At 54.7% G+C, this 19,572-nt stretch carries 16 protein-coding genes and 1 tRNA gene; 11 read left to right on the forward strand and 6 right to left on the reverse strand.

Annotated elements, in window-relative coordinates; genetic code table 11:
- Positions 1 to 35 precede the first annotated feature (35 nt).
- The gene (locus tag O146_RS0103570) at positions 36 to 1,304 is read right to left on the reverse strand and encodes an MFS transporter (RefSeq protein WP_027017682.1); all 1,269 of its coding nucleotides are present in this window, start codon (positions 1,302 to 1,304) and stop codon (positions 36 to 38) included.
- A gap of 342 nt (positions 1,305 to 1,646) precedes the next feature.
- Here O146_RS0103570 and mfd point away from each other — a divergent pair, with 342 nt between their 5' ends.
- The 3 genes from mfd (at position 1,647) to O146_RS0103585 (ending at position 6,737) form a co-directional block, all read left to right on the forward strand.
- Positions 1,647 to 5,369, forward strand: a complete 3,723-nt coding sequence (gene mfd / locus O146_RS0103575) for a transcription-repair coupling factor (protein ID WP_035000569.1) — start codon at positions 1,647 to 1,649, stop codon at positions 5,367 to 5,369.
- A gap of 74 nt (positions 5,370 to 5,443) precedes the next feature.
- Positions 5,444 to 6,049, forward strand: a complete 606-nt coding sequence (locus tag O146_RS0103580; protein WP_027017684.1) for a DNA-3-methyladenine glycosylase — start codon at positions 5,444 to 5,446, stop codon at positions 6,047 to 6,049.
- Between the two features lie 88 nt (positions 6,050 to 6,137).
- A complete protein-coding gene (locus O146_RS0103585; protein ID WP_027017685.1) occupies positions 6,138 to 6,737 on the forward strand; it encodes a TetR/AcrR family transcriptional regulator in 600 nt (199 codons plus the stop codon).
- On the opposite strand, the gene O146_RS0103590 is transcribed toward O146_RS0103585, so the two are convergent.
- The 4 genes from O146_RS0103590 to O146_RS0103605 form a co-directional block, all read right to left on the reverse strand.
- Positions 6,700 to 8,706: an FAD/NAD(P)-binding protein gene (locus tag O146_RS0103590; RefSeq protein WP_027017686.1), complete on the reverse strand. Its 2,007-nt coding sequence runs from the start codon at positions 8,704 to 8,706 to the stop codon at positions 6,700 to 6,702. The two genes, O146_RS0103585 and O146_RS0103590, sit on opposite strands and share 38 nt — an antisense overlap.
- Positions 8,703 to 9,662, reverse strand: coding sequence for a carboxylating nicotinate-nucleotide diphosphorylase (nadC, locus tag O146_RS0103595; protein WP_023019723.1), 960 nt, complete (start codon positions 9,660 to 9,662; stop codon positions 8,703 to 8,705). Before nadC ends, O146_RS0103590 begins: the two co-directional genes overlap by 4 nt.
- Entirely contained in the window at positions 9,663 to 10,721 is a 1,059-nt protein-coding gene (gene nadA / locus O146_RS0103600) for a quinolinate synthase NadA (protein WP_051619264.1), read from the reverse strand.
- 127 nt (positions 10,722 to 10,848) lie between these two features.
- A complete protein-coding gene (locus O146_RS0103605) occupies positions 10,849 to 12,291 on the reverse strand; it encodes a basic amino acid/polyamine antiporter (protein WP_027017688.1) in 1,443 nt (480 codons plus the stop codon).
- 202 nt (positions 12,292 to 12,493) lie between these two features.
- On the opposite strand from O146_RS0103605, the gene O146_RS0103610 reads away from it, so the two are divergent.
- The 8 genes from O146_RS0103610 to O146_RS0103645 all read left to right on the forward strand — a co-directional run bounded on the left by O146_RS0103610 (position 12,494) and on the right by O146_RS0103645 (position 18,740).
- On the forward strand, positions 12,494 to 13,129 hold the full coding sequence (locus O146_RS0103610) for a MazG nucleotide pyrophosphohydrolase domain-containing protein (protein WP_023019721.1): 636 nt from the start codon (positions 12,494 to 12,496) through the stop codon (positions 13,127 to 13,129).
- A 12-nt stretch (positions 13,130 to 13,141) separates the two neighbouring features.
- The gene (locus O146_RS0103615) at positions 13,142 to 13,945 is read left to right on the forward strand and encodes a lytic transglycosylase domain-containing protein (RefSeq protein ID WP_051619238.1); all 804 of its coding nucleotides are present in this window, start codon (positions 13,142 to 13,144) and stop codon (positions 13,943 to 13,945) included.
- A gap of 107 nt (positions 13,946 to 14,052) precedes the next feature.
- Positions 14,053 to 15,330 carry a phosphopyruvate hydratase gene (gene eno / locus O146_RS0103620; RefSeq protein WP_027017690.1) on the forward strand — a complete coding sequence of 426 codons (1,278 nt, stop codon included), beginning with the start codon at positions 14,053 to 14,055 and terminating at the stop codon, positions 15,328 to 15,330.
- A 31-nt stretch (positions 15,331 to 15,361) separates the two neighbouring features.
- Complete coding sequence (locus O146_RS10980) at positions 15,362 to 15,964, forward strand: septum formation initiator family protein (RefSeq protein WP_021352983.1); 603 nt, start codon at positions 15,362 to 15,364, stop codon at positions 15,962 to 15,964.
- A gap of 53 nt (positions 15,965 to 16,017) precedes the next feature.
- A complete protein-coding gene (locus tag O146_RS0103630) occupies positions 16,018 to 16,569 on the forward strand; it encodes a DUF501 domain-containing protein (protein WP_021352984.1) in 552 nt (183 codons plus the stop codon).
- 37 nt (positions 16,570 to 16,606) lie between these two features.
- Entirely contained in the window at positions 16,607 to 17,593 is a 987-nt protein-coding gene (locus O146_RS0103635) for a Ppx/GppA phosphatase family protein (RefSeq protein WP_027017691.1), read from the forward strand.
- A 47-nt stretch (positions 17,594 to 17,640) separates the two neighbouring features.
- Positions 17,641 to 17,714, forward strand: a tRNA-Leu gene (locus O146_RS0103640).
- 183 nt (positions 17,715 to 17,897) lie between these two features.
- Complete coding sequence (locus tag O146_RS0103645) at positions 17,898 to 18,740, forward strand: Bax inhibitor-1/YccA family protein (protein WP_023019717.1); 843 nt, start codon at positions 17,898 to 17,900, stop codon at positions 18,738 to 18,740.
- A gap of 196 nt (positions 18,741 to 18,936) precedes the next feature.
- Here the strand turns inward: O146_RS0103645 and O146_RS12570 are convergent, their stop codons facing one another.
- Entirely contained in the window at positions 18,937 to 19,560 is a 624-nt protein-coding gene (locus tag O146_RS12570; RefSeq protein WP_027017692.1) for a hypothetical protein, read from the reverse strand.
- Positions 19,561 to 19,572: the final 12 nt, after the last annotated feature.

The following is a 19,572-nucleotide window of genomic DNA, read 5'->3' on the forward strand; positions in this document are numbered from 1 at the left end:
GATGTGTTCGCGCGTGCGCGCTTGACCGTGGGGTTTTAGCCACCTTGTGAGACTTCCGGAAGCTTGCGAGCTGCCCAAACACCGGCAAAACCAATGAGAGACAAAAATACTAACGCCCAAGCAGGGCCTTTGAGTGCGATGACAGACGACAACGCGCCGACGCATAACAGAATCACGCCCATCAGTGTGTTTGCGGCGCCGGTATAGCGGGTGCGTTGGTCGTCTTCAGCCATGTCCACGAGATAGGTTGAACGGGCCACGCGTATGGCGGCGTGGCTGAGAGACACCAAGAAAAATCCCAGTGGAAATAGTACGGAATTCCAGCCGGGAGGGAGAGTCAGTGAGCTTGCTACCAGCAGCAACAGCACCAATGAAGCCGTGCCAGCGGCGGCGGACATCACGGTCTTGGAGGAACGATCAGACCAGATCCCGGAAATTTTTCCTGCAAGCAGTGCTGAAAGACCAGAGACGAACACAAAGGCGCCCAATTCGGCGAAACTGCTGTCGTTGAGCGTGCTCAGTGTGACGATAAACGCGGTGGATAGTGACGAGACTAGGAGCAGAGAGCGAACGACGACGAATTGCCGGAAATGAGCGTCGTCACGTAATAACTGCCAGGTATCGCGATACCAGGGAAGTGCGTCGGTGGGAAGGCCTGGTTGCATGGCTTTCTTTAGTGAGCGAGTATCCAAGTTTTCGTCGACACGCGCGAAAGAAAGCGATGCCACACACCAACCGAGTGCGCCAATCCCAATGAGGACTGCGCCGACCCAAGTAGGAATTGGGGAGGGGACGAACAACAGCACGCCACCGACAGCGATAGTGACGATGCCCGATAGTGTGGTCGCGGTGCCGGTTACCGCGCCGCGTTGTCCCTTGCTCACAGCCCGGCCCAAAACGTCTTTCCCGGAGAGTGAAGACAAGGAACGAAAAATCGCTAGGCAGGCTAAAAGCGCCACGACCGTGACGCCTAGCGAGGGCCCGCTCAGTACCAATGCAGCGAGTGCCATGAGCGCGGCACAGAGTGCTTGCCCAAGTGAGCCCAATATCCAAATTCGTTTCCGAGATTCCTGTGATGTCACCCAACCCCGCAGTGCAGCCTGCGGGAGCATTGCTAACGACTCGCGAACCGGCACCAGCAAACCAGAAAATGCTGCTGGCACCCCAGCGGCAGTAAACAACCAGGGCAAGACAGTTTTGGCTGAGGCAGTCTGGTCGCCGATGTTTTGCAGGGCATTGGCGATAGCAATATGGCGGCCATTGTGCTGCTGGTTGCGTGCGGTGCGCGAGGAGCCGGGATTCATAATTCCAGGCTAATGGTAATGGCGAGTAGGGTGTGAAAAAGCCCTGGCTACGTGTTGTATGGCGTTTTGTGTGGCCGTTGGTTTTTCATTTCTTCATCTGATTGTGTAAACTTACAAGCCGTTGGCACGCAACTGCATATCGCCTCGATGTCATCATTCACTGATGGTCGTTTCGAATGGCAGTGTAGGAGTGTCGACATTTCCCCATGGTGTAATCGGCAACACTACGGTTTTTGGTACCGTCATTCTAGGTTCGAGTCCTGGTGGGGAAGCTTTTTCATATCAAGGGGTGAGGCTCCAGCCACCAGCCATCTCAGTCAGGAGAATGATCCCGAAGTGAATATGCTCGCCGGCCTATTAAAAGTTGCTGCCAGCGATCCGAAACTCAAAGGGCTCATCAATCATGTTGGTGAACCAACCCTGCACATCACCGGCATTACGCAAGCTCGTCCCTGGGCTATCGGCACCCTGGCGCACCATGCCCCCGTCGTTGTACTCACAGCCACCGGCCGCGAAGCTGAAGACCTACAAGCAGAATTAGCTGCCATGCTGGGCAATAAGGTCGCGATGTTTCCCGCATGGGAAACCTTGCCGCATGAGCGTTTGTCTCCGGGGGCAGATATCGTCGGCAAGCGTGCTGCCGTGCTGCACCGCTTAGACGATCTGCAAGTTATCGTGACCCCAGCACGCGGATTGGCGCAGCCAGTGTTGGAATCTGTCGATGGCCGGGCGCCGATTAGCTTGACTGAAGACCAAGAATATGACTTTGAGCAGCTGGTTGCTGAATTAGAATTCCGTGCATATTCGCACGTCGATATGGTCAGTAAAAAAGGCCAATTCGCCAAACGCGGCGGCATCGTCGATGTCTATCCCACGACCCTGGACTATCCAGTGCGCATCGAATTCTGGGGTGATGAAATCACCGATATCCGCCAGTTTTCTGTGGCAGACCAACGCACGATCTCTGAGATCGAAGTTGGCAAAGTTGCTATTTTCCCGGCTCGTGAACTGCCCATTACCGATGCGGTAGCAGCGAAAGCGGAAAAACTCGCACGCGAGTATGCTTCCAACGCGACGCTAGCGGAATTGCTCACCAAGATCTCGGAAAAGATCCCATCGGAAGGCATGGAAGCGTTGCTTCCGGTGCTGGCGGATACGCCGATGGTGTCGCTGTTGGACCTGGTGCCGGATAACACGCATGTTCTGGTCATGGACCCAGAAAAGGTGCGGCGTAGGGTAGAGGACCTGCACGATACCGACGCAGAATTCTTGGCCGCGAGCTGGGAAGCAGCAGCCATGGGGGCGGATGGCCCGGTGGCCCACAACAAACTTGACTTGTCGGCAGCAAACTACTTGTCCCTAGAACAATTAGAAGACATCACCCGGGAACGTGGCAGTTCCTGGTGGACGTTCGCCCCTCCAGGAATGTTTGCCGCAGATGAAGCAGCGACGTTGCCGCTCGAATTTGAGGCTGGTCCACAGCCGAAAGGCGACGCCAAAGAAATCGAAGCGATGATGTCGCAGCTTCGCGCCCATTGCCAGTCGGGTGGACGCGCAGCATATATCGCCCCGGCAGCCGGTGCTATCAAACGCATGGCGGAACGATTCCGCGAAAACGGCATCTCGGCGCACGTGGCAGAGCCCGGCTGGCAACCCAACGCTGGCGAGATCACGCTGTATCAAGCATTGAGCCACGCCGGATTGGTCTTTCCGAAAGTCCGCAACCAGCACGACGGTGCGACACTGCCGTTGGTCGTGGTTACCGAAACCGATCTGACCGGTAACCGTGTCGGCGATATCGCCGGTGCCAAACGTCGACCCGCCAAACGGCGCAACCGAGTGGACCCGCTGGCACTGAAAAAAGGCGATTTCGTCGTCCACGAAACCCACGGCATCGGCAAGTTCATCAAGATGGCTGAGCGCACGATCAATGCCGGTGGGGAAAGCTCTCGCCGCGAATACATCGTGCTGGAATACGCAGCGTCGAAGCGCGGACAGCCCGCAGACCAATTGTGGGTGCCCATGGAATCACTGGACCTGCTGAGCAAATACACCGGCGGGCAAGCACCGACGCTGTCCAAAATGGGCGGATCGGACTGGAAAAACACCAAGAAAAAGGCGCGCGCAGCGGTCCGCGAAATCGCTGGCGAGCTGGTGCAACTTTATGCGAAGCGCCAAGCCGCGCCGGGATATTCTTTTGCCCCGGATTCTCCTTGGCAAGCGGAGATGGAAGATAACTTCCCGTTCGTCGAAACCGAAGACCAGATGCTGGCCATCGAAGCAGTGAAAGCGGATATGGAATCGTCGGTCCCGATGGACCGCGTTGTCGTCGGCGACGTTGGCTATGGCAAAACCGAGGTTGCGGTGCGTGCTGCTTTCAAAGCGGTGCAAGATGGAAAACAAGTCGCGGTATTGGTGCCGACCACGCTGTTGGCACAGCAGCACTATGACACATTTGCTGAACGCATGGCAGGCTTCCCAGTTGAGATGCGGGTGCTTTCGCGGTTTAGTACCGCGGGAGAAGCCAAGCAGATCATTAAAGAGCTTGCCGACGGCACCGTCGATATCGTGATTGGTACTCACCGGTTGCTGCAGACTGGCGTGCAGTGGAAAAACCTCGGCTTGATCGTCGTGGATGAGGAACAGCGCTTCGGTGTGGAGCACAAAGAACACATCAAGGCCTTACGTTCATCCGTCGACGTGCTCACGATGTCTGCGACTCCAATCCCACGCACCCTGGAGATGTCGATGGCGGGCATCCGGGAAATGTCGACGATCCTTACTCCACCGGAAGACCGGCACCCGATCCTGACGTATGTCGGTGCCTACGAAGACAAGCAAGTTGCGGCTGCGATCCGCCGCGAGCTGTTACGCGATGGTCAGACCTTCGTGATTCACAACAAGGTCGCGGATATCGAGAAAAAGGCCCGGGAAATCCGTGAACTGGTGCCAGAAGCCCGCGTCGTCGTTGCCCATGGGCAAATGAACGAGGACCTGCTGGAACGTACTGTGCAAGGTTTTTGGGATCGCGAATATGACGTGCTGGTATGCACCACGATCGTGGAAACCGGCTTGGATATTGCTAATGCCAACACCTTGATCGTGGAAAATGCCCACCAGATGGGGCTGTCACAGTTGCACCAGCTGCGCGGTCGCGTTGGACGCTCCCGGGAGCGTGGCTACGCCTACTTTTTGTACCCGCAAGGAGCCACACTTTCTGAGACCAGCTATGACCGCTTGGCGACGATCGCGCAAAACAACGATCTCGGTGCCGGTATGGCAGTGGCCATGAAAGACCTGGAAATGCGCGGTGCCGGAAACGTGCTGGGCGCCCAACAATCTGGTCATATCGCAGGCGTCGGCTTCGATATGTACGTCCGGTTGGTCGGCGAAGCTGTCGAAACCTTCAAGGCGCTTTCCCGCGGTGAGGCACTGGATGCCACAGATCAGTCGCCGAAAGAAATTCGTATCGACTTGCCGGTGGATGCACATATCCCGGAACAATATATTTCTTCGGAACGCCTGCGTTTGGAGGTTTACCGCAAGCTGGCGTCGTCACAGGACAATAAAGACCTACACTTGGTAGTTGAGGAAATGGAAGACCGCTATGGCCCGATCCCGGAAGAGGTCGAGCGTTTGCTGGCTGTGGCACGCCTGCGCCACCAAGCTCGGCGCGCCGGGGTCACCGACATCATGGTGCAAGGAACACGAATCAAAGTGGGCCCGGTGGAATTACCGGATTCCAAGCAAGTGCGTTTGAAACGCACACACCCTGGTGCGAATTACCGTGCAGCCGCCAAAGCGATCCAGCTACCGTTCCCGAAAGCTGGTCGTGGCAACGTGACGGACCCGAAGTTGCGCGATGTGGAACTCCTGCAGTGGATGGCGGATTTCCTCACCGAGATGTTCGATGTGGAAAAAACTGACGTATCCGGAGCACAGAAACCACAGACTACTGGCAAAGATGAAGCCGGTGCTGTTACACGTGGCGAAGCGCGACGTAAGAAGCCAGGGAAACCTCGAGTGCAGAAATCCAGCGGCTCGGTGTTTTCGCTGAGCGAATAGGAGTGAGTAGTAGTAAACAGTGGCGAACAGCTGTAATCAATTATGACTTCTAGTGGCTAGTGGAGTGTGCACGAATGCTAGATTTTTCTGCTGATGCCGATGTAGTTGCGCCCTTGCTTTTGGGCAGAACCCTGTCTTTTGGCTCTGTGACCATCGAAATTACTGAGGTGGAAGCCTATCTACATGGCATCGACACAGCTGCGCATAGTTTCCGTGGCAAGACACCGGCAAACGCCGCGCTTTGGGGGCCGGGCGGACGCCTATACGTCTATATTTCTTATGGTATTCATCGTTGCTGCAACTTGGTGTGTGGTCCGGAAGGCACCGGCCAAGGGTGCTTGCTTCGCTCTGGGCGAGTGATCGCCGGTGAGCCGATAGCGCGTAGCCGCCGGGGCGATGTCAGCTATACCCGTTTAGCGTCCGGCCCTGGAAACCTTGCTAAAGCCTTCGGAGTGGGTACCGAACACAATCACCTCGCTGTAGAACAAGTGCCTGCCCACATGGACAGCCTGCCGCCACGAGGAACCGCAACAATGAATCCACAGCTTGGCATACGCTCGCAGGAACCTGAATGGGTAGCTGGACCGCGCATCGGCATTTCCAAGAATGTTGCTGCACCCCTGCGGTTCTGGATCCCGAACGACGCGACAGTGACCAGCCCGAAACGGCCACCGAAGTGATAGCCCGGTGTAATATATAACGGAAGAAAATGGGGCCACCACAGGCGGATTGAATGACTTGCCGCTCTGCTCGAAGAAAGGAGCCGCAGTGCGCGCTGATGCCCAAGCGAACCGAGAAGCCATCATTCGAGCATCCCACCGCTTGTTCCAAGAACACGGTATCGATGTCACTTTTCGTGCGATTGCCACGGCTGCGGGAGTAGGAGTGGCCACCGTACACAGGAATTTTCCGGATCGCTGGGCGTTAATTTTAGCCGTGGGGGACCACGTCTATTCGCAACACTGCGCAATTATCGAAAAATACGATGGCCACTGGGAAGCGCACCCATGGCAGACCTGGACAGATCTTGTCACCGAATTGGTAGAACAAGGTGTCGGTCCGCTGAGTGAGCAAGTTTCGCGCTACGCAGAGCGGCAAGATCTCGTGCAGCAATTCGCCACCGCGGTCCGGAACCGTGATATGCAGCCAATTGAAAAACTTTTAGCCACTGCAGCGCAGTACGGCTTCGTGACGCCCGAGCTGCACGCGCGCCGCTTTGTATTGACCATCGGCGTGCTTTCTCGGAAATTAACCAGTCTGGGGCACGACATCCTGCCGGATCATCAGAAGTGGATGACCCAGCTGGTGTTAGCTGGGCTAGCCCAAGCAGCTACGGCTGTGGAGCTTCGTCGCGCAGATCCTGAATAATCGCGTGCACGCTGCGTGCGGTTTTATCCGTTTCTTGCAACATGATCGGGTCGGTACCTGGCATTGGGGAAATCGTGGTATCTGGCATCTGCGCATGTGTGGGAATACCAATGATGTGCAGACGGGAATCCTGACTGCCGTCCGGGCGAATCGTCCGACGCGTCGCGTACGCAGTTTCCGGCGAACCTTGTTCCACTCCGTCAATCGAGAACGGACGGATCCGGTCGGAAGCGAATAAAGCCTGGCTCAACGGATCGGCAGGGAAGCGGATATCAGGCTTTGGTAACCAAGCATCGACGAGCGTTGTCGCACTGGCCCGCCGTGCAGAAACACCCGAACCGCAGGTGAGCGTGAACTCTGCAGAACCAATGGTCAAACGTGGTTGGGCGCCCAAAAACTCCACCAGTCCGGCGTCGACAAGCGCCAGTAACTGTTGGGAACGAAACAGTGGAGGCCCGGAACCAACCATCTGTCCTAAAGCCATGATTTGCGACAGCGTTGGGGTTGTGGAATCTGCCATGAATTTTCCTTGGCTTCCGGCAATCCCAACGTGTTTGCGACAGGAGGCGAATACCCACAAAGCAGCCTTGATCGGTGAATTGGAACCTTTTAGGGCTTCGTCGATATCTCGGGCCATTGCTTCAGCAACTTGCTGAGTCGATTCGACGCGTGGGTGTAAATACGGCTGCAAATTGCAGATCTCAGTCGTGTGCCGGGCTAACACACCGCTGAGACCGTGCGGATCCAACAACACATATACTGGGGTCGAATCCAGCACGGTGTTGATGTCTTCCGTACTGGTGAGGATCGATTCTGGGGCTAGGCGAGAGAGCGTTGCATAAAAGGCCTGGATAGCATCGCGAATAATCGCCGGAGCAAGGTCGATGGAAAAATCAATCCGCTCTTGCTCCTGCACAGCCTGCAGGGCGTTGTGTAGACGGGGCATATGAGCTTTTGGCGGGAGCGAACCGTAATCTGACTTTGGCAAAAATGGGTAGCCGCGGCGGGAAGAAACTACAAAATGTGGTTCTTTCCCATTGGCTCGATACCGTAGCCCCGAGCGCGTGGTTGGATCTACGTCGAAAGAGCCGCCACGGCCGAGGGTGCATAGTGCTAGCAAATCGAAAAATCCCATTCCTAGTCCCCGTACCAGCACTGGTTTTTCCGCCGCGATATTGTCTACGGGTTGTTCTACTGGGTTATTTGGACTGATCCAGGTTAAATGCTCAGCTTGACTGGCCGCGCGCAATTGGTGCTGCTCATCGTTATCCGCGTTCAGCACCCAGCCAGTGGCTAGCACAGTGGCGTGGGCGGAAAAGCTGGTGCCGTCGGCAAGGGTAATGACGTCGGTATTAGCGCTGTCCGGGACCGTGTACATGTCAACCGCACGGGAATTGTGTTCGATGACTTCCACAGAATCCGGCAAATGCGCCAGAGCCACCTGATAGACCCAACGCAGGTATTCGCCATAAAGCGCGCGAGAAGGATTGGATTGTTCTACTGTGCCGACTAATTCCTCGTGGTAGTCATTTGCTAGGCTTTTTCGCGGCGGGTGTGCACGAAACAGTGCTTCTTTTTCCTGAACTACCTGAGCGTTGGTGTCATAGTTAAGGTTACCTGCAGTGAATGCCGCTAGCAGATCATCGCCGCGAACCAGGCGGATCCATTCGTATAGTGTTGGGCCAGATAGCACTGAGGCACCCACGGTGGAACCAGGCTCGGTAAATAAAGTCACGGCATCAGCCAACGTGTTCATACACAGTGTACGAGTCTGGGTGGTGTCCCATACCCGACCGGCACCGATTTGGGAATCATCAACGATGTGAATCGTTATCTGTGGGCGGACTGCCTGCGTCTTCGTTTGCGCCTGTCCGGAACTGGACGAGTCGCGTAAATAGGCTGCAAGCCGTTCTAGAACCGAAATACCGCGGGGACCAGCACCGATCAGGGCTATCTGAGTTGCTGTCATGAAAAATCCAATCCAATATCCATTACACGCACTGAGTGAGTTAGTGCGCCCACCGCAAGATAATCCACCCCGGTGGTGCCGTACTCGCCAGCGCGAGCAAGTGTGAGCCCTCCGGAAGCCTCCAGTTTGGTTGCCGGGCTGAGCTCTTGCCGACGCGCTACTGCCGCACGAACTTCGGCGGGGGAGAAGTTATCCAGCAACACCATGTCTGGGTGCAGCGGCAGAATTTCATCGAGTTGTTCTAAGGTGTCGACTTCCACTTCGCACGGAATATCGGGTTTATGCTCACGAACCAGGCGAAGAGCCGCGCTGACGCTACCGCCAGCGGCGTGAACATGATTGTCTTTGATCATCGCGGCATCACCCAAGCCCATCCGGTGGTTACTGCCTCCGCCGGCGCGGACCGCGTATTTTTGCAACTCGCGCAGTCCTGGGAGGGTTTTTCGGGTGTCGCGCACCCGGGCTTGTGGGATCGCTGGTTGGTGGCAGTCGCCAGAAGCCTCAGTTTTCTGGGCGAATTCTGTTGCTGCATCTGCGATCGCGCGAACCCATCGGGAGGTCTCGGTTGCGATGCCGCTGGCGTGCGAGATGATGTTGAGTAGAGTTCGCTCGGCAGCTAGGAGCAGATGGGTATTAGCGGTGATCGTCGCTAAGCGCTGCCCAGTGACGACGTGCATGCCATCGTTACATTCCAGAGTGAGCCGGAAATTTTCTGGCCCATGCTCGCCCGTCTGCGAGACCTCATGATCCGCGATCCGATGGGCGACAGCGCTTAATACTGGTTTTATTAGCCCCAAACCGGCGATGACACCGTCCTGCCGGGCGTTCAACTCGGCGGTGCATGAGGCGCTGGTGGTGACCGTTGCTAATGAGGTGTGGTCTGGACCGTAAGCGAAATCTTCGTCTAACGCGGTGTCTATTAGCGCAGAGCAATCAGGAAGCTGCAAGTGATCCATTTATTCGGCACCACCAGGGCTGCCGATCGAAATCATGGCTTCGAGTGATTTACGGGCTGCATTCGCAATATTTTCTGGAACCGTGACTTCATCCGTTTCGGTTTCCAAGCAACGTACTAGCGCTTCAGGAGTGATCATCTTCATATACTTGCACTCAGCGCGATCGTTGACCGCTTGGAAATCAATGTTGGGGGCTGCCTGGTGTAGTTGGTGCAGCATACCGGTCTCGGTAGCGACCAAAACCTTATTTTGCGGCTGTTTTTGTGCCTGCGTGATCATCTGACCGGTTGAAAGCATATGCACGCGATCTTGCGGTACCAAGCCTTCATTGGCTAAATACAGTGCAGAGTTCGCGCAACCGCATTCCGGATGGATGTACAAATCTGCCGAGGGGTTGTCCTGGGTTTGCCGGGTCAATTGTTCGGCGCTAATACCTGCATGTACATGGCACTCGCCAGCCCAGATACGAATGTTTTCTCGACCGGTCTCTCGTTTCACATAAGCACCCAAGAACTGGTCTGGGCAGAACAAGATTTCTTGGTCTGCCGGTAAGGAATTGACGACATCGACGGCGTTTGATGAGGTGCAGCAGACGTCGGTCAGGGCTTTTACCTCGGCGGTGGTGTTGACGTAACTGACCACCAAAGCGTTTGGATGTTCGGCCTTCCACTCTCGCAGCTGTTCAGCAGTGATTGAATCCGCCAAGGAACAACCAGCGCGTGCATCTGGGATGAGCACCTTCTTGTTTGGGGAGAGAATCTTCGCTGATTCGGCCATGAAATGCACACCGCAAAACACAATGATATCGGCATCAGTGGCGGCTGCTTGCCGGGACAGCGCTAAGGAATCGCCAGTGTGGTGCGCGATGTCTTGAATCTCCGGAATTTGGTAATTGTGGGCCAGGATGACCGCGTTTCGTTGTTCTGCAAGCTCCCGGACCCGGTCGGCCCAGGCAGTACGACCATGGTCACTGGTAGAGGAATCACCAGCAGACGTAGCTGCAGCAGTATCGAAAGTGCCAGTAGTGGTAGCAGTAGAACGCGTGAGATCCGCGCTGATACGAGTCACAGAAGCTCCCAAATAGAAGTGATAGTCACAGGAATCGACGGTGTACTAACCGTACTAAAAACCTGCTGTCAACAACCAGATAAGGGCATGCTGTAACCGGGCTATACGGCTTCGATGCCTACAGGTGTAGCGAGCCTTGTGCCAAACCAACAGCAGCGATAACTGCTGCGATGACCACCAGAATGACGATTGACCATTCAAAACCGTTAAATAATTTTTCTTTGCGCGAGATTCGCGTCAAAACGTACGGGATTATTCCGGGAACAACGGCTAGTGCACCGAAGAGAATATAAACCGGATCGGCAGCATAAATCAGCCACATGGAATAGATAAACGCTACTGCGCCGATAAGAAGATGGCGTCGGTTTTCGCGCTGGGACATTTCCGGTCCAGACAAATCGAACCTCGTGCCGGCGTGTGGGTGAGTTATGCCTTTGCCGCGTGATGCCAACAGCAGCAGGTATAGCGAGGAAAAGATATACGGCAATAGGTACATCACCGTAGCCAGCTGCACCATTGAAATATAGGCGGTCTCGTTGAGGAAGAATACGATGACCGCGAATTGAATCACGGAGGTAGAAATCAGTTGTGCCATCCACGGAGCGCCTGCGTGGTTGATGGCACCGGTTCGCTTGGGTAGCAACCCGTCAATCGCCATCATGGTCAACGGCTCGGCGCATAGCATTTGCCAGGAAACATACGCGCCCAAAACTGAGATACACAGTCCAATCGAAATCAGCAAGCCGCCGACGGGGCCGATAGCAGCTTCTAGCACGGCGGCCATGGAGTTATCTGGCAAGGCCGCTAATTCTTCTTTACTGAGTACACCAAACGACAACGTCGCCACAGACACCAGCAAGACGAGAACGGAAACGAACCCGAGCACGGTCGCGCGGCCTACATCGGTGCGTTGCCGGGCCTGCTTGGAATACACCGACGCGCCTTCCACACCGATGAATACCCAGACAGTAAACAACATGATCCCTTGGACCTGTTCAAAAACTGAGCCTTCACTAGATTCACGGCCCCAGAAATCGAGGGTGAAAGTATCCCAGCTGAAACCGAAAAACAGCAGCAGTACGATAAACGCCAGGATCGGGACTAACTTGGCGACGGTAACCACAGTGTTCATGATTGCGGCTTGTTTCACCCCGCGGCTAAGCAACGCGAAAATCACCCAGGTCATGATGCTCACGGAAATAAACGATGCCCAGCGGTTGGATTCGTGGAATAGCGGCACATAGTGGCCGATGGTGTTGAAAAACAGGGTTGCGTAGCCCACCTGCGCGATGACCGAGCCGAGCCAATACCCCCAACCGGAAGCGAAGCCAATAAAATCTCCCAACCCGGCGCGCACATAGGAATACACCCCGGAATCCAGGTGTGGTTTACGCTGTGCCAGAATCTGGAAAACGAATGCTACTGAGAGCATGCCGACGCCGGCGATTGCCCAACCAATCAACATCGCGCCGGGTGCGGCTACTGAAGCGATGTTTTGCGGTAGCGAGAAAATTCCTGCACCGACGCAAGAGCCGATGATGAGCGCGACAAGTGACCACATCGTGACCGTGTGCTTGGATTTTCCGTCTCCTTGCTGCTGAGACGTTTGTGCGGACTGGGATGTGGCCCCGGTTCCGCTCACTGCCGCGGTGTTGGTGGTGGCATTTGACTCGCTGTGCATGATGGTAAAGCTACCCTGGAAATCCCTGAGCGCGAAAGGCGGGGTGGCTATAGCGGGCATAGTTGCTTATAGGATTGTCTTTATGACTGTTCTGCTTCTTGATCCTCGTTGGCCCGAGCAAATTCCGTTGGAGGTATTCAGTGGCGTTTCTGGCCCGGTGAGCTATACCGAGGAAGTGCCGGTGACAGTGCGCTGGAATTTTGGTGATGTTATTCGTGGAACTGATCCTTCTGGGGCAGGACTTTTGGTGAGTACTAATGAAGCGGACCAGCGCGTGCTGGAGCGCGTGAGTCGCGGCGAGAGGATAATAACTGCGCGTTCGCGGGATGATCAGCTTTATATCGCACGTCAGGTCATGCGGCGTGCCCGTGATATCGGTGAATTTGAATTATTGCAGACCCATAAAACGCTGGTGCCTTATCTGCGCGAGGAGGTTGCGGAGCTTTGCGAGGTTATTGAGTCTGCTGAGACGACCCGGGATATTGATGACGCGCAGTTGGTGCGTGAGCTGGGTGATGTTTTGCTGCAATTGTTGTTTCATGCGGAATTAGGGCGTCGTCGGGAAGCGTTTAGTTTGGACGATGTTGCGGCCAGTTTTATTGCCAAAATGCGTTCGCGCGCGCCGTATCTTTTTGATGGCACATCCAGCATGGTCTCTCAGGAAGAGCAAGACCGATTGTGGATTGAGGGTAAGCGTGCGGAACAGGAGCAAGGGTAGGTTTGTTCCACGATGGATTATTCAGCTCGCAGTAGGAGATCTGGCTGCCTGAAAGTTGGTTGTGCCTCGGTACTGGGGATTATTTTGGTGATCTCTGTGGTGCTGTGGCTGTTGTCGTTTCTCGATGGGCCGTCGGTCACTCGGCAGTTGCAGCCGGTGCCGGATAATGTACCACCGGCAGCGGGCCGAGAGGTGCCGTCTATTGATGTGCATAGCGAAGGACGCACCGCTGATAAGTTGACCTATTGGTCTGAAGGGCTTGCCGACGATACCGGGATCCCGGGGCAAGCATTGCGAGCTTATGGCAATGCGGAGCTGATCGCCCGTGATGCCTGGCCGTCGTGCAATCTGGACTGGACGACGTTGGCAGGAATCGGTTGGGTGGAAACGCGCCATGGGAGTTATGCCGGTAATTGGTTCGATAGGCCTTCTATAGGTGATGACGGCCGGGTGCATCCTCCGATTATTGGGATACCGCTGGATGGCACGAATAATACTGTGCATATTCCGGATACTGATGGTGGGGAATTCGATAACGATAATGTCTATGACCGCGCGGTTGGTCCGATGCAGTTCATTCCCCAAACCTGGCATCGCTACGGTTTGGATGCTTCTGGCGATGGTTACCCTGATCCACAGCAGATTGATGATGCTGCGTTGGCAGCGGCAAAATTGTTGTGTACTGGAGGGCGCAATTTGGATGATCCACAAGCATGGACCGAGGCGATCTTGTCGTACAACAACTCGAACGACTATGTTCTCAAGGTTCGTGATGCGGCGAATTCTTATGCCATTGACCAGCCCGCCTCCCGCTAATACGGGGTGCCTGTTACAGCTTTCGGTGAAATCTGGAACAATTAGGGGTGTTCACTGCACCTGACATGGCGCACTAGTGTGCCGGAAAATCAGAGGAGGCCCAGCCTGTGGCTGATATCATGCATGTTTTTGCACGCGAGATCTTGGATTCCCGCGGCAATCCAACTGTGGAAGCAGAAGTTGTTCTGGATGACGGCGCGCACGGCCGTGCCGGGGTGCCTTCCGGCGCTTCGACCGGTGAGCATGAAGCTCACGAACTGCGTGATGGTGGCAAACGCTACCTGGGTAAGGGAGTGTTGCAGGCCGTAGAAAACGTTAACGAGGTTATCGCTGACGAATTGGCCGGCCAGGTTGCTGATGATCAGCGCCTGATCGACGCGGCTATGCTGCAACTCGATGGCACTGAAAATAAATCCAAATTGGGTGCTAATGCCATTTTGGGTGTCTCTATGGCTGTGGCAAAGGCGGCTGCTGATTCCGCTGCGCTGCCTTTGTACCGTTATATTGGTGGCCCGAATGCCCATGTGTTGCCAGTGCCAATGATGAATATCCTCAATGGTGGTGCGCACGCTGATTCCGGTGTTGACGTTCAGGAATTCATGATTGCTCCGCTGTCTGCCACCAGTTTCGCCGAAGCCCTGCAACAAGGCGCTGAGGTTTACCACGCCTTGAAAGCGGTGTTGAAAGAGCGCGGGTTGTCTACTGGTCTTGGCGACGAAGGCGGTTTTGCTCCGTCTGTGGAATCAACGCGTGCAGCCCTAGACGTGATCGTTGAGGCAATTAAGAAAGCTGGCTACGAGCCAGGCAAAGACGTTGCGTTGGCACTGGATGTGGCTTCTTCTGAGTTCTACGACAATGGATCCTACAAGTTTGAAGGATCCGAGCTTTCTGGTGCAGAAATGGCGAGCGTTTATGCTGAACTGATCGCTGAATATCCAATCGTGTCCATTGAGGATCCATTGGATGAAAACGATTGGGATGGCTACGTTAACCTCACCCGCGAAATTGGCGACAAAGTACAGATCGTTGGTGATGATTTCTTTGTCACCAACCCGCAGCGTTTGCGTGAAGGCATCGACAAAGGTGCCGCTAATGCTCTGCTGGTGAAGGTCAACCAAATTGGAACCTTGACCGAAACTTTCGATGCGGTTGAGCTGGCTCACCGCAACGGTTATCGCACAATGATGTCGCACCGTTCGGGTGAAACCGAAGACACTACGATTGCTGATTTAGCAGTGGCGCTATCTTGTGGTCAAATCAAAACTGGTGCGCCGGCTCGTTCCGAGCGTGTTGCGAAGTACAACCGTTTGTTGCGCATTGAAGAGGAACTAGATGCGGCCGCACGTTACGCTGGACGTGACGCATTCCCACGTTTCCAGGGCTAAAATCCGCGCTGGACGGTAACTCGAGGAGATCATGACTGAGCGTAAAAAGTCTACGCTGCGGACACGGACAACCGTGCCCGTTTCTTCTCGTACCGCCGCCCAGCGTGGACCGGGGGGAAAAACTGCGGTAGCCGGTCGATCCCGAAAGAAATTCCACCAGCGCTTCGACCTCATCAGTGTTGCTGTGATGGTTTCTGTGGTGTTGGTGATCTTGTTGTCGGTGGCGGTGCCACTGCGTAATTATTATGAGGGCCGGGCCGAAATTGCGCGCTTGGAAGATTCCATTGCGGCGAAGAAAGCCGAAAAACTTCGGGTTGAAGACGAGATTGAGCGTTATAAAGACGCGGATTATGTGCGCGAACAAGCGCGCAGCCGCTTCGGGTTGGTAGAACCCGGAGAGACTGCTTATCGCATCATCGATCCGCGTATTACTAATAAGGATTCGGTGACCACCTCACGGCAAGACTATGAGGAAGCCCGCCCATGGTACGCAGTGCTGTGGGACGCAATTGCGGAACCACCAGAGATCCCAGAGCCTGCCGACGCTCCCACGTCCACCGACGGAGAGGAAGTAGAGGGCGATCCGGTGGCCCCAGAAGTCCCAGAACATGCCGAGGATCCAACTAACCGATGAAGTTGTGGTAACCAGTTGCGCGTAGTGCAACTGGTCGTGCGAGAATAGCACACATGAGTGTTACTTCCGCCGAACTTGATGCCGTCGAAAAGCAGCTGGGACGTCGCCCGCGTGGTGTCGTAGAGATTTCGTACCGCACCCCCGACGGTGCGCCGGCGGTGATTAAAACGACACCAAAGCTTCCCGATGGCACCCCGTTTCCCACACTTTTTTATCTCACCGACCCGCGTTTAACGGCGGAAGCTTCACGGTTGGAAGTTGCACACGTGATGAAGTGGATGGAATCCCGCTTGGCGGAAGATGAAGAGCTTGCCGAGGATTATCAACGCGCGCATGAAGCTTTTTTGGCAGAACGCAATGCGATGGAAGATTTAGGTACCGATTTTTCTGGTGGTGGAATGCCGGAACGCGTGAAATGTCTCCATGTTTTGATTGCTTATGCTTTAGCCAAGGGGCCGGATCATTTCCGCCTGGGCACAGAAGCGGTGGCGATGGCAGCTGAGCATGGTAACTTGCGGGGCATTGCCATCCCGGTGGACTGGCCCTCGTGTGAAGGCCTGGGAATCGATCTCGATGATTTCGATTTCAGCAACGCTGAAAAATAGTCGCTGAAAATAGCCGAGCCGAAAAGAAGGAAATTTCATGACCCGCATTGCAGCCGTTGACTGCGGCACGAATTCTATCCGTTTGTTGATCAGTGACGTCACCCGGACTGGCAACACTCCTTCTGGGGTTAGCATTAACGAGGTTACGCGCAGGATGGAAATCGTCCGTCTGGGACAAAGCGTAGATGCTACCGGCGAGCTAGCAGCGGAAGCTATTGTGCGGACGCGGGAAGCGTTACGGAATTACGTGAACATCATGAAATTCGAAAACGTGGAAAAAGTTCGTATGGTTGCTACTGCAGCGGTGCGTGACGCGAAAAACAATCAAGCCTTTTTTAACATGACTGCCGAGCTGCTCGGAGAAATTGAACCTGGTGTTTCTGCTGAGGTGATTACCGGGGTCGAAGAAGCTGAGTTGTCCTTTTTGGGCGCCGTACAAGATCTCCCTGCTGAAGCCGGCCCGTTTTGCGTAATCGATTTGGGAGGCGGTTCTACGGAATTCATCGTCAGTAAAAAAGGCGAGGAAATCCTTGGCGCACATTCAGCAGCCATGGGGTGCGTACGCATTACCGAGCGTATGCTGCCGTCCGATCCACCGAGCGAGACAGAGGTGGAAATCGCAGACGATTTCGTCGCGGAGCGCATGTCCGAGGTAGAAAAACTTGTGCCAATCAATCAGGCACGAACTGTGGTTGGCTGTGCCGGTACGTTCACGACACTTTCCGCATTAGCCCAAGGCTTAGAGCAGTATGACCCGGAACAAATTCACGGTTCCGTGCTGCGCTTTGATGCTCTTCGTGTATTGCTAGACCAAGTCATTGCTACTTCCGCTGCAGCGCGAGCGCAGAACCCGGTGGTCCACCCTGGGCGTGCCGATGTACTTGGCGGTGGAGCAGTAGCTGTACGTGGGATCATGGACATGATCGAGAGGCACAGTGGAGTACGAGAATTCGTGATTAGCGAAAAAGATATTCTTGATGGGGTGATCTGGAAACAAGCTGAAGCTGTTTCTGTGCTAGAATAATCATCCGTGCCAACAAACAGCTGATAATTGCTGGTCGCTTGGTATTTGCCCCCATAGCCCAATTGGCAGAGGCGGTGGACTTAAAATCCATACAGTGTCGGTTCGAGCCCGACTGGGGGCACAACTAAAAGCGGAAACGCTGAACGGGATACTCAAAACCCGATAACTACCCAAAACTCATTAAATTAGCTAAAGGTGAAAAAGAAATCCCTTGATCGCTAATTGTGGGAACTTTCTAAGCTTTCGCGTCGTTACACTGAGTGAGAATCTATACTCCATGACACGAAAGGCGCGGGATACTACAGTGCGTAACAGCAACCCCGTAATGAGCAACTTGTCTGCTGGAGCAACCGGGAATGGTAATAACGCCGGCTTCCAGCAACAGATGAACTATAACGCCTACGATAACTATGGCGGGCAGGGCGGCTACGCCCCAATGACCGAGCAGCGTGATGCTGATCGTCCGATGACTGTCGACGACGTGGTTACGAAAACTGGTATCACTCTCGGGGTCATCGTGGTCTTTGCCATACTCAATTTTGGCATCGGTATGGTGAACCCACAGATTGCCATGATGGCTACGATTGGTGGTGCGATCGCCGGGTTTATCACCGTCCTGGTTGCATCTTTTGGTAAGAAGTGGGGTTCGCCAGTGGTGACTCTGCTCTATGCCGTGTTTGAAGGCTTCTTCGTCGGTGGTATTTCCATGGTTTTCTCCGGCATGCATGTCGGAGAAGCTAATGCCGCAAGCCTCATCGGCCAAGCGGTATTGGGTACCGTTGGTGTCTTTTTGGGCATGCTGGTCGTCTACAAGACTGGTGCAGTGAAGGTTACTCCACGCTTTAACAAGATTCTGACTTCCTGCATCATCGGCGTAGTCGTGTTGATGCTGGGTAACTTTGTGCTCGCTATGTTTACCGGGAACAACCCGTTGCGTGATGGTGGCATCCTAGCGATTATTTTCTCGCTGGTATGCATTGGTTTGGCTGCAGCATCTTTCTTGACAGATTTCGATGCTGCAGACCGCATGATCCGTGCTGGCGCACCGTCCAAGATGGCTTGGGGCGTTGCGTTGGGCTTGGCAGTAACCCTGGTATGGCTCTACACCGAAATCTTGCGTCTGCTGTCTTATTTCCAGCAACGTTAGGTGTAACTTGACGTGCTAGTGGCGGGAATTGTGGTTGTACAGTCTGTAACTACGACTGACACCGTGCCGTCTGTCCCGTCTAGCACCTAGAGACGCGAAACTCCGGTGGGCTAGTCACTACGCTTAAGCGATGACTAGCCCACCGGAGTTTTTCATGCCGTTTATTTTTATGGGCGTTTCGATCCGACTCTGGTAATTAGGGAGTAACCAGTTGCCCGTCGACGAGGATTTCGGAAAAAACGGTTCCTTGGGCTGATTCCACAGGAGAGCGTAAAACCAGAGATACTTCTTGGTTATCCGTGTTTTGCGCAGATGCTTTTGCAGAATCAGACTCCCAAGACGTCCATTTTATTTTTGTCAGACGTTCGTCGGGGTCTGCGCAATCGAGTACAACGTAAGCTGGTTTCCGTTCCGGACTGCCCAGGCAGTTAATAAAACCAATCTTATTTGCTGCTACTTTGCGAGAACTAGTTGTTTTTGTGGCCCCTGAAGAACCCGTCGCAGAATCCCCAGAGGCCGCGGCTAATTCAGAGTCCTCGTCGTCGTCCAGGTCGGACTCAGTGCCACCGATGATGGTTTCCGTGGTGCGCACTGATTCGCCAGTACTGTCGGTGCCGTTGGTTCCGGTAGTGCCGGCAACACCGGTTTCTTGAGTGTTCGTACCGTTCGTGCTGGTTGGTTCGCTGCTACGTGGAGCCTCGAAAGTGTTGCCAGTTTCGACCTTTTGATCTGAAGGATTTTCGTTTGGAGGAGTACAAGCAGCCAAAGCCAAAGCAGCCGCGGACACTCCGGTGACGGCGAATTTGCGATAGTTAGTCATGGGGATATCCTT

This window comes from Corynebacterium pseudodiphtheriticum DSM 44287 (assembly GCF_000688415.1).
Lineage (GTDB): Bacteria > Actinomycetota > Actinomycetes > Mycobacteriales > Mycobacteriaceae > Corynebacterium > Corynebacterium pseudodiphtheriticum.

Bases quoted from the DNA above. Each gene is read 5' to 3' on its own strand.
- O146_RS0103570 (WP_027017682.1), bottom strand. From the start codon at position 1,304: ATGAATCCCGGCTCCTCGCGCACCGCACGCAACCAGCAGCACAATGGC.
- O146_RS0103605 (WP_027017688.1), bottom strand. From the start codon at position 12,291: ATGTGGTCACTTGTCGCGCTCATCATCGGCTCTTGCGTCGGTGCAGGA.
- O146_RS0103635 (WP_027017691.1), top strand. From the start codon at position 16,607: ATGACCCGCATTGCAGCCGTTGACTGCGGCACGAATTCTATCCGTTTG.
- O146_RS12570 (WP_027017692.1), bottom strand. From the start codon at position 19,560: ATGACTAACTATCGCAAATTCGCCGTCACCGGAGTGTCCGCGGCTGCT.
- O146_RS0103610 (WP_023019721.1), top strand. From the start codon at position 12,494: ATGACTGTTCTGCTTCTTGATCCTCGTTGGCCCGAGCAAATTCCGTTG.
- nadC (WP_023019723.1), bottom strand. From the start codon at position 9,662: ATGGATCACTTGCAGCTTCCTGATTGCTCTGCGCTAATAGACACCGCG.
- O146_RS0103615 (WP_051619238.1), top strand. From the start codon at position 13,142: ATGGATTATTCAGCTCGCAGTAGGAGATCTGGCTGCCTGAAAGTTGGT.
- O146_RS0103580 (WP_027017684.1), top strand. From the start codon at position 5,444: ATGCTAGATTTTTCTGCTGATGCCGATGTAGTTGCGCCCTTGCTTTTG.
- O146_RS0103590 (WP_027017686.1), bottom strand. From the start codon at position 8,706: ATGACAGCAACTCAGATAGCCCTGATCGGTGCTGGTCCCCGCGGTATT.
- O146_RS0103630 (WP_021352984.1), top strand. From the start codon at position 16,018: ATGAGTGTTACTTCCGCCGAACTTGATGCCGTCGAAAAGCAGCTGGGA.
- O146_RS10980 (WP_021352983.1), top strand. From the start codon at position 15,362: ATGACTGAGCGTAAAAAGTCTACGCTGCGGACACGGACAACCGTGCCC.
- mfd (WP_035000569.1), top strand. From the start codon at position 1,647: ATGCTCGCCGGCCTATTAAAAGTTGCTGCCAGCGATCCGAAACTCAAA.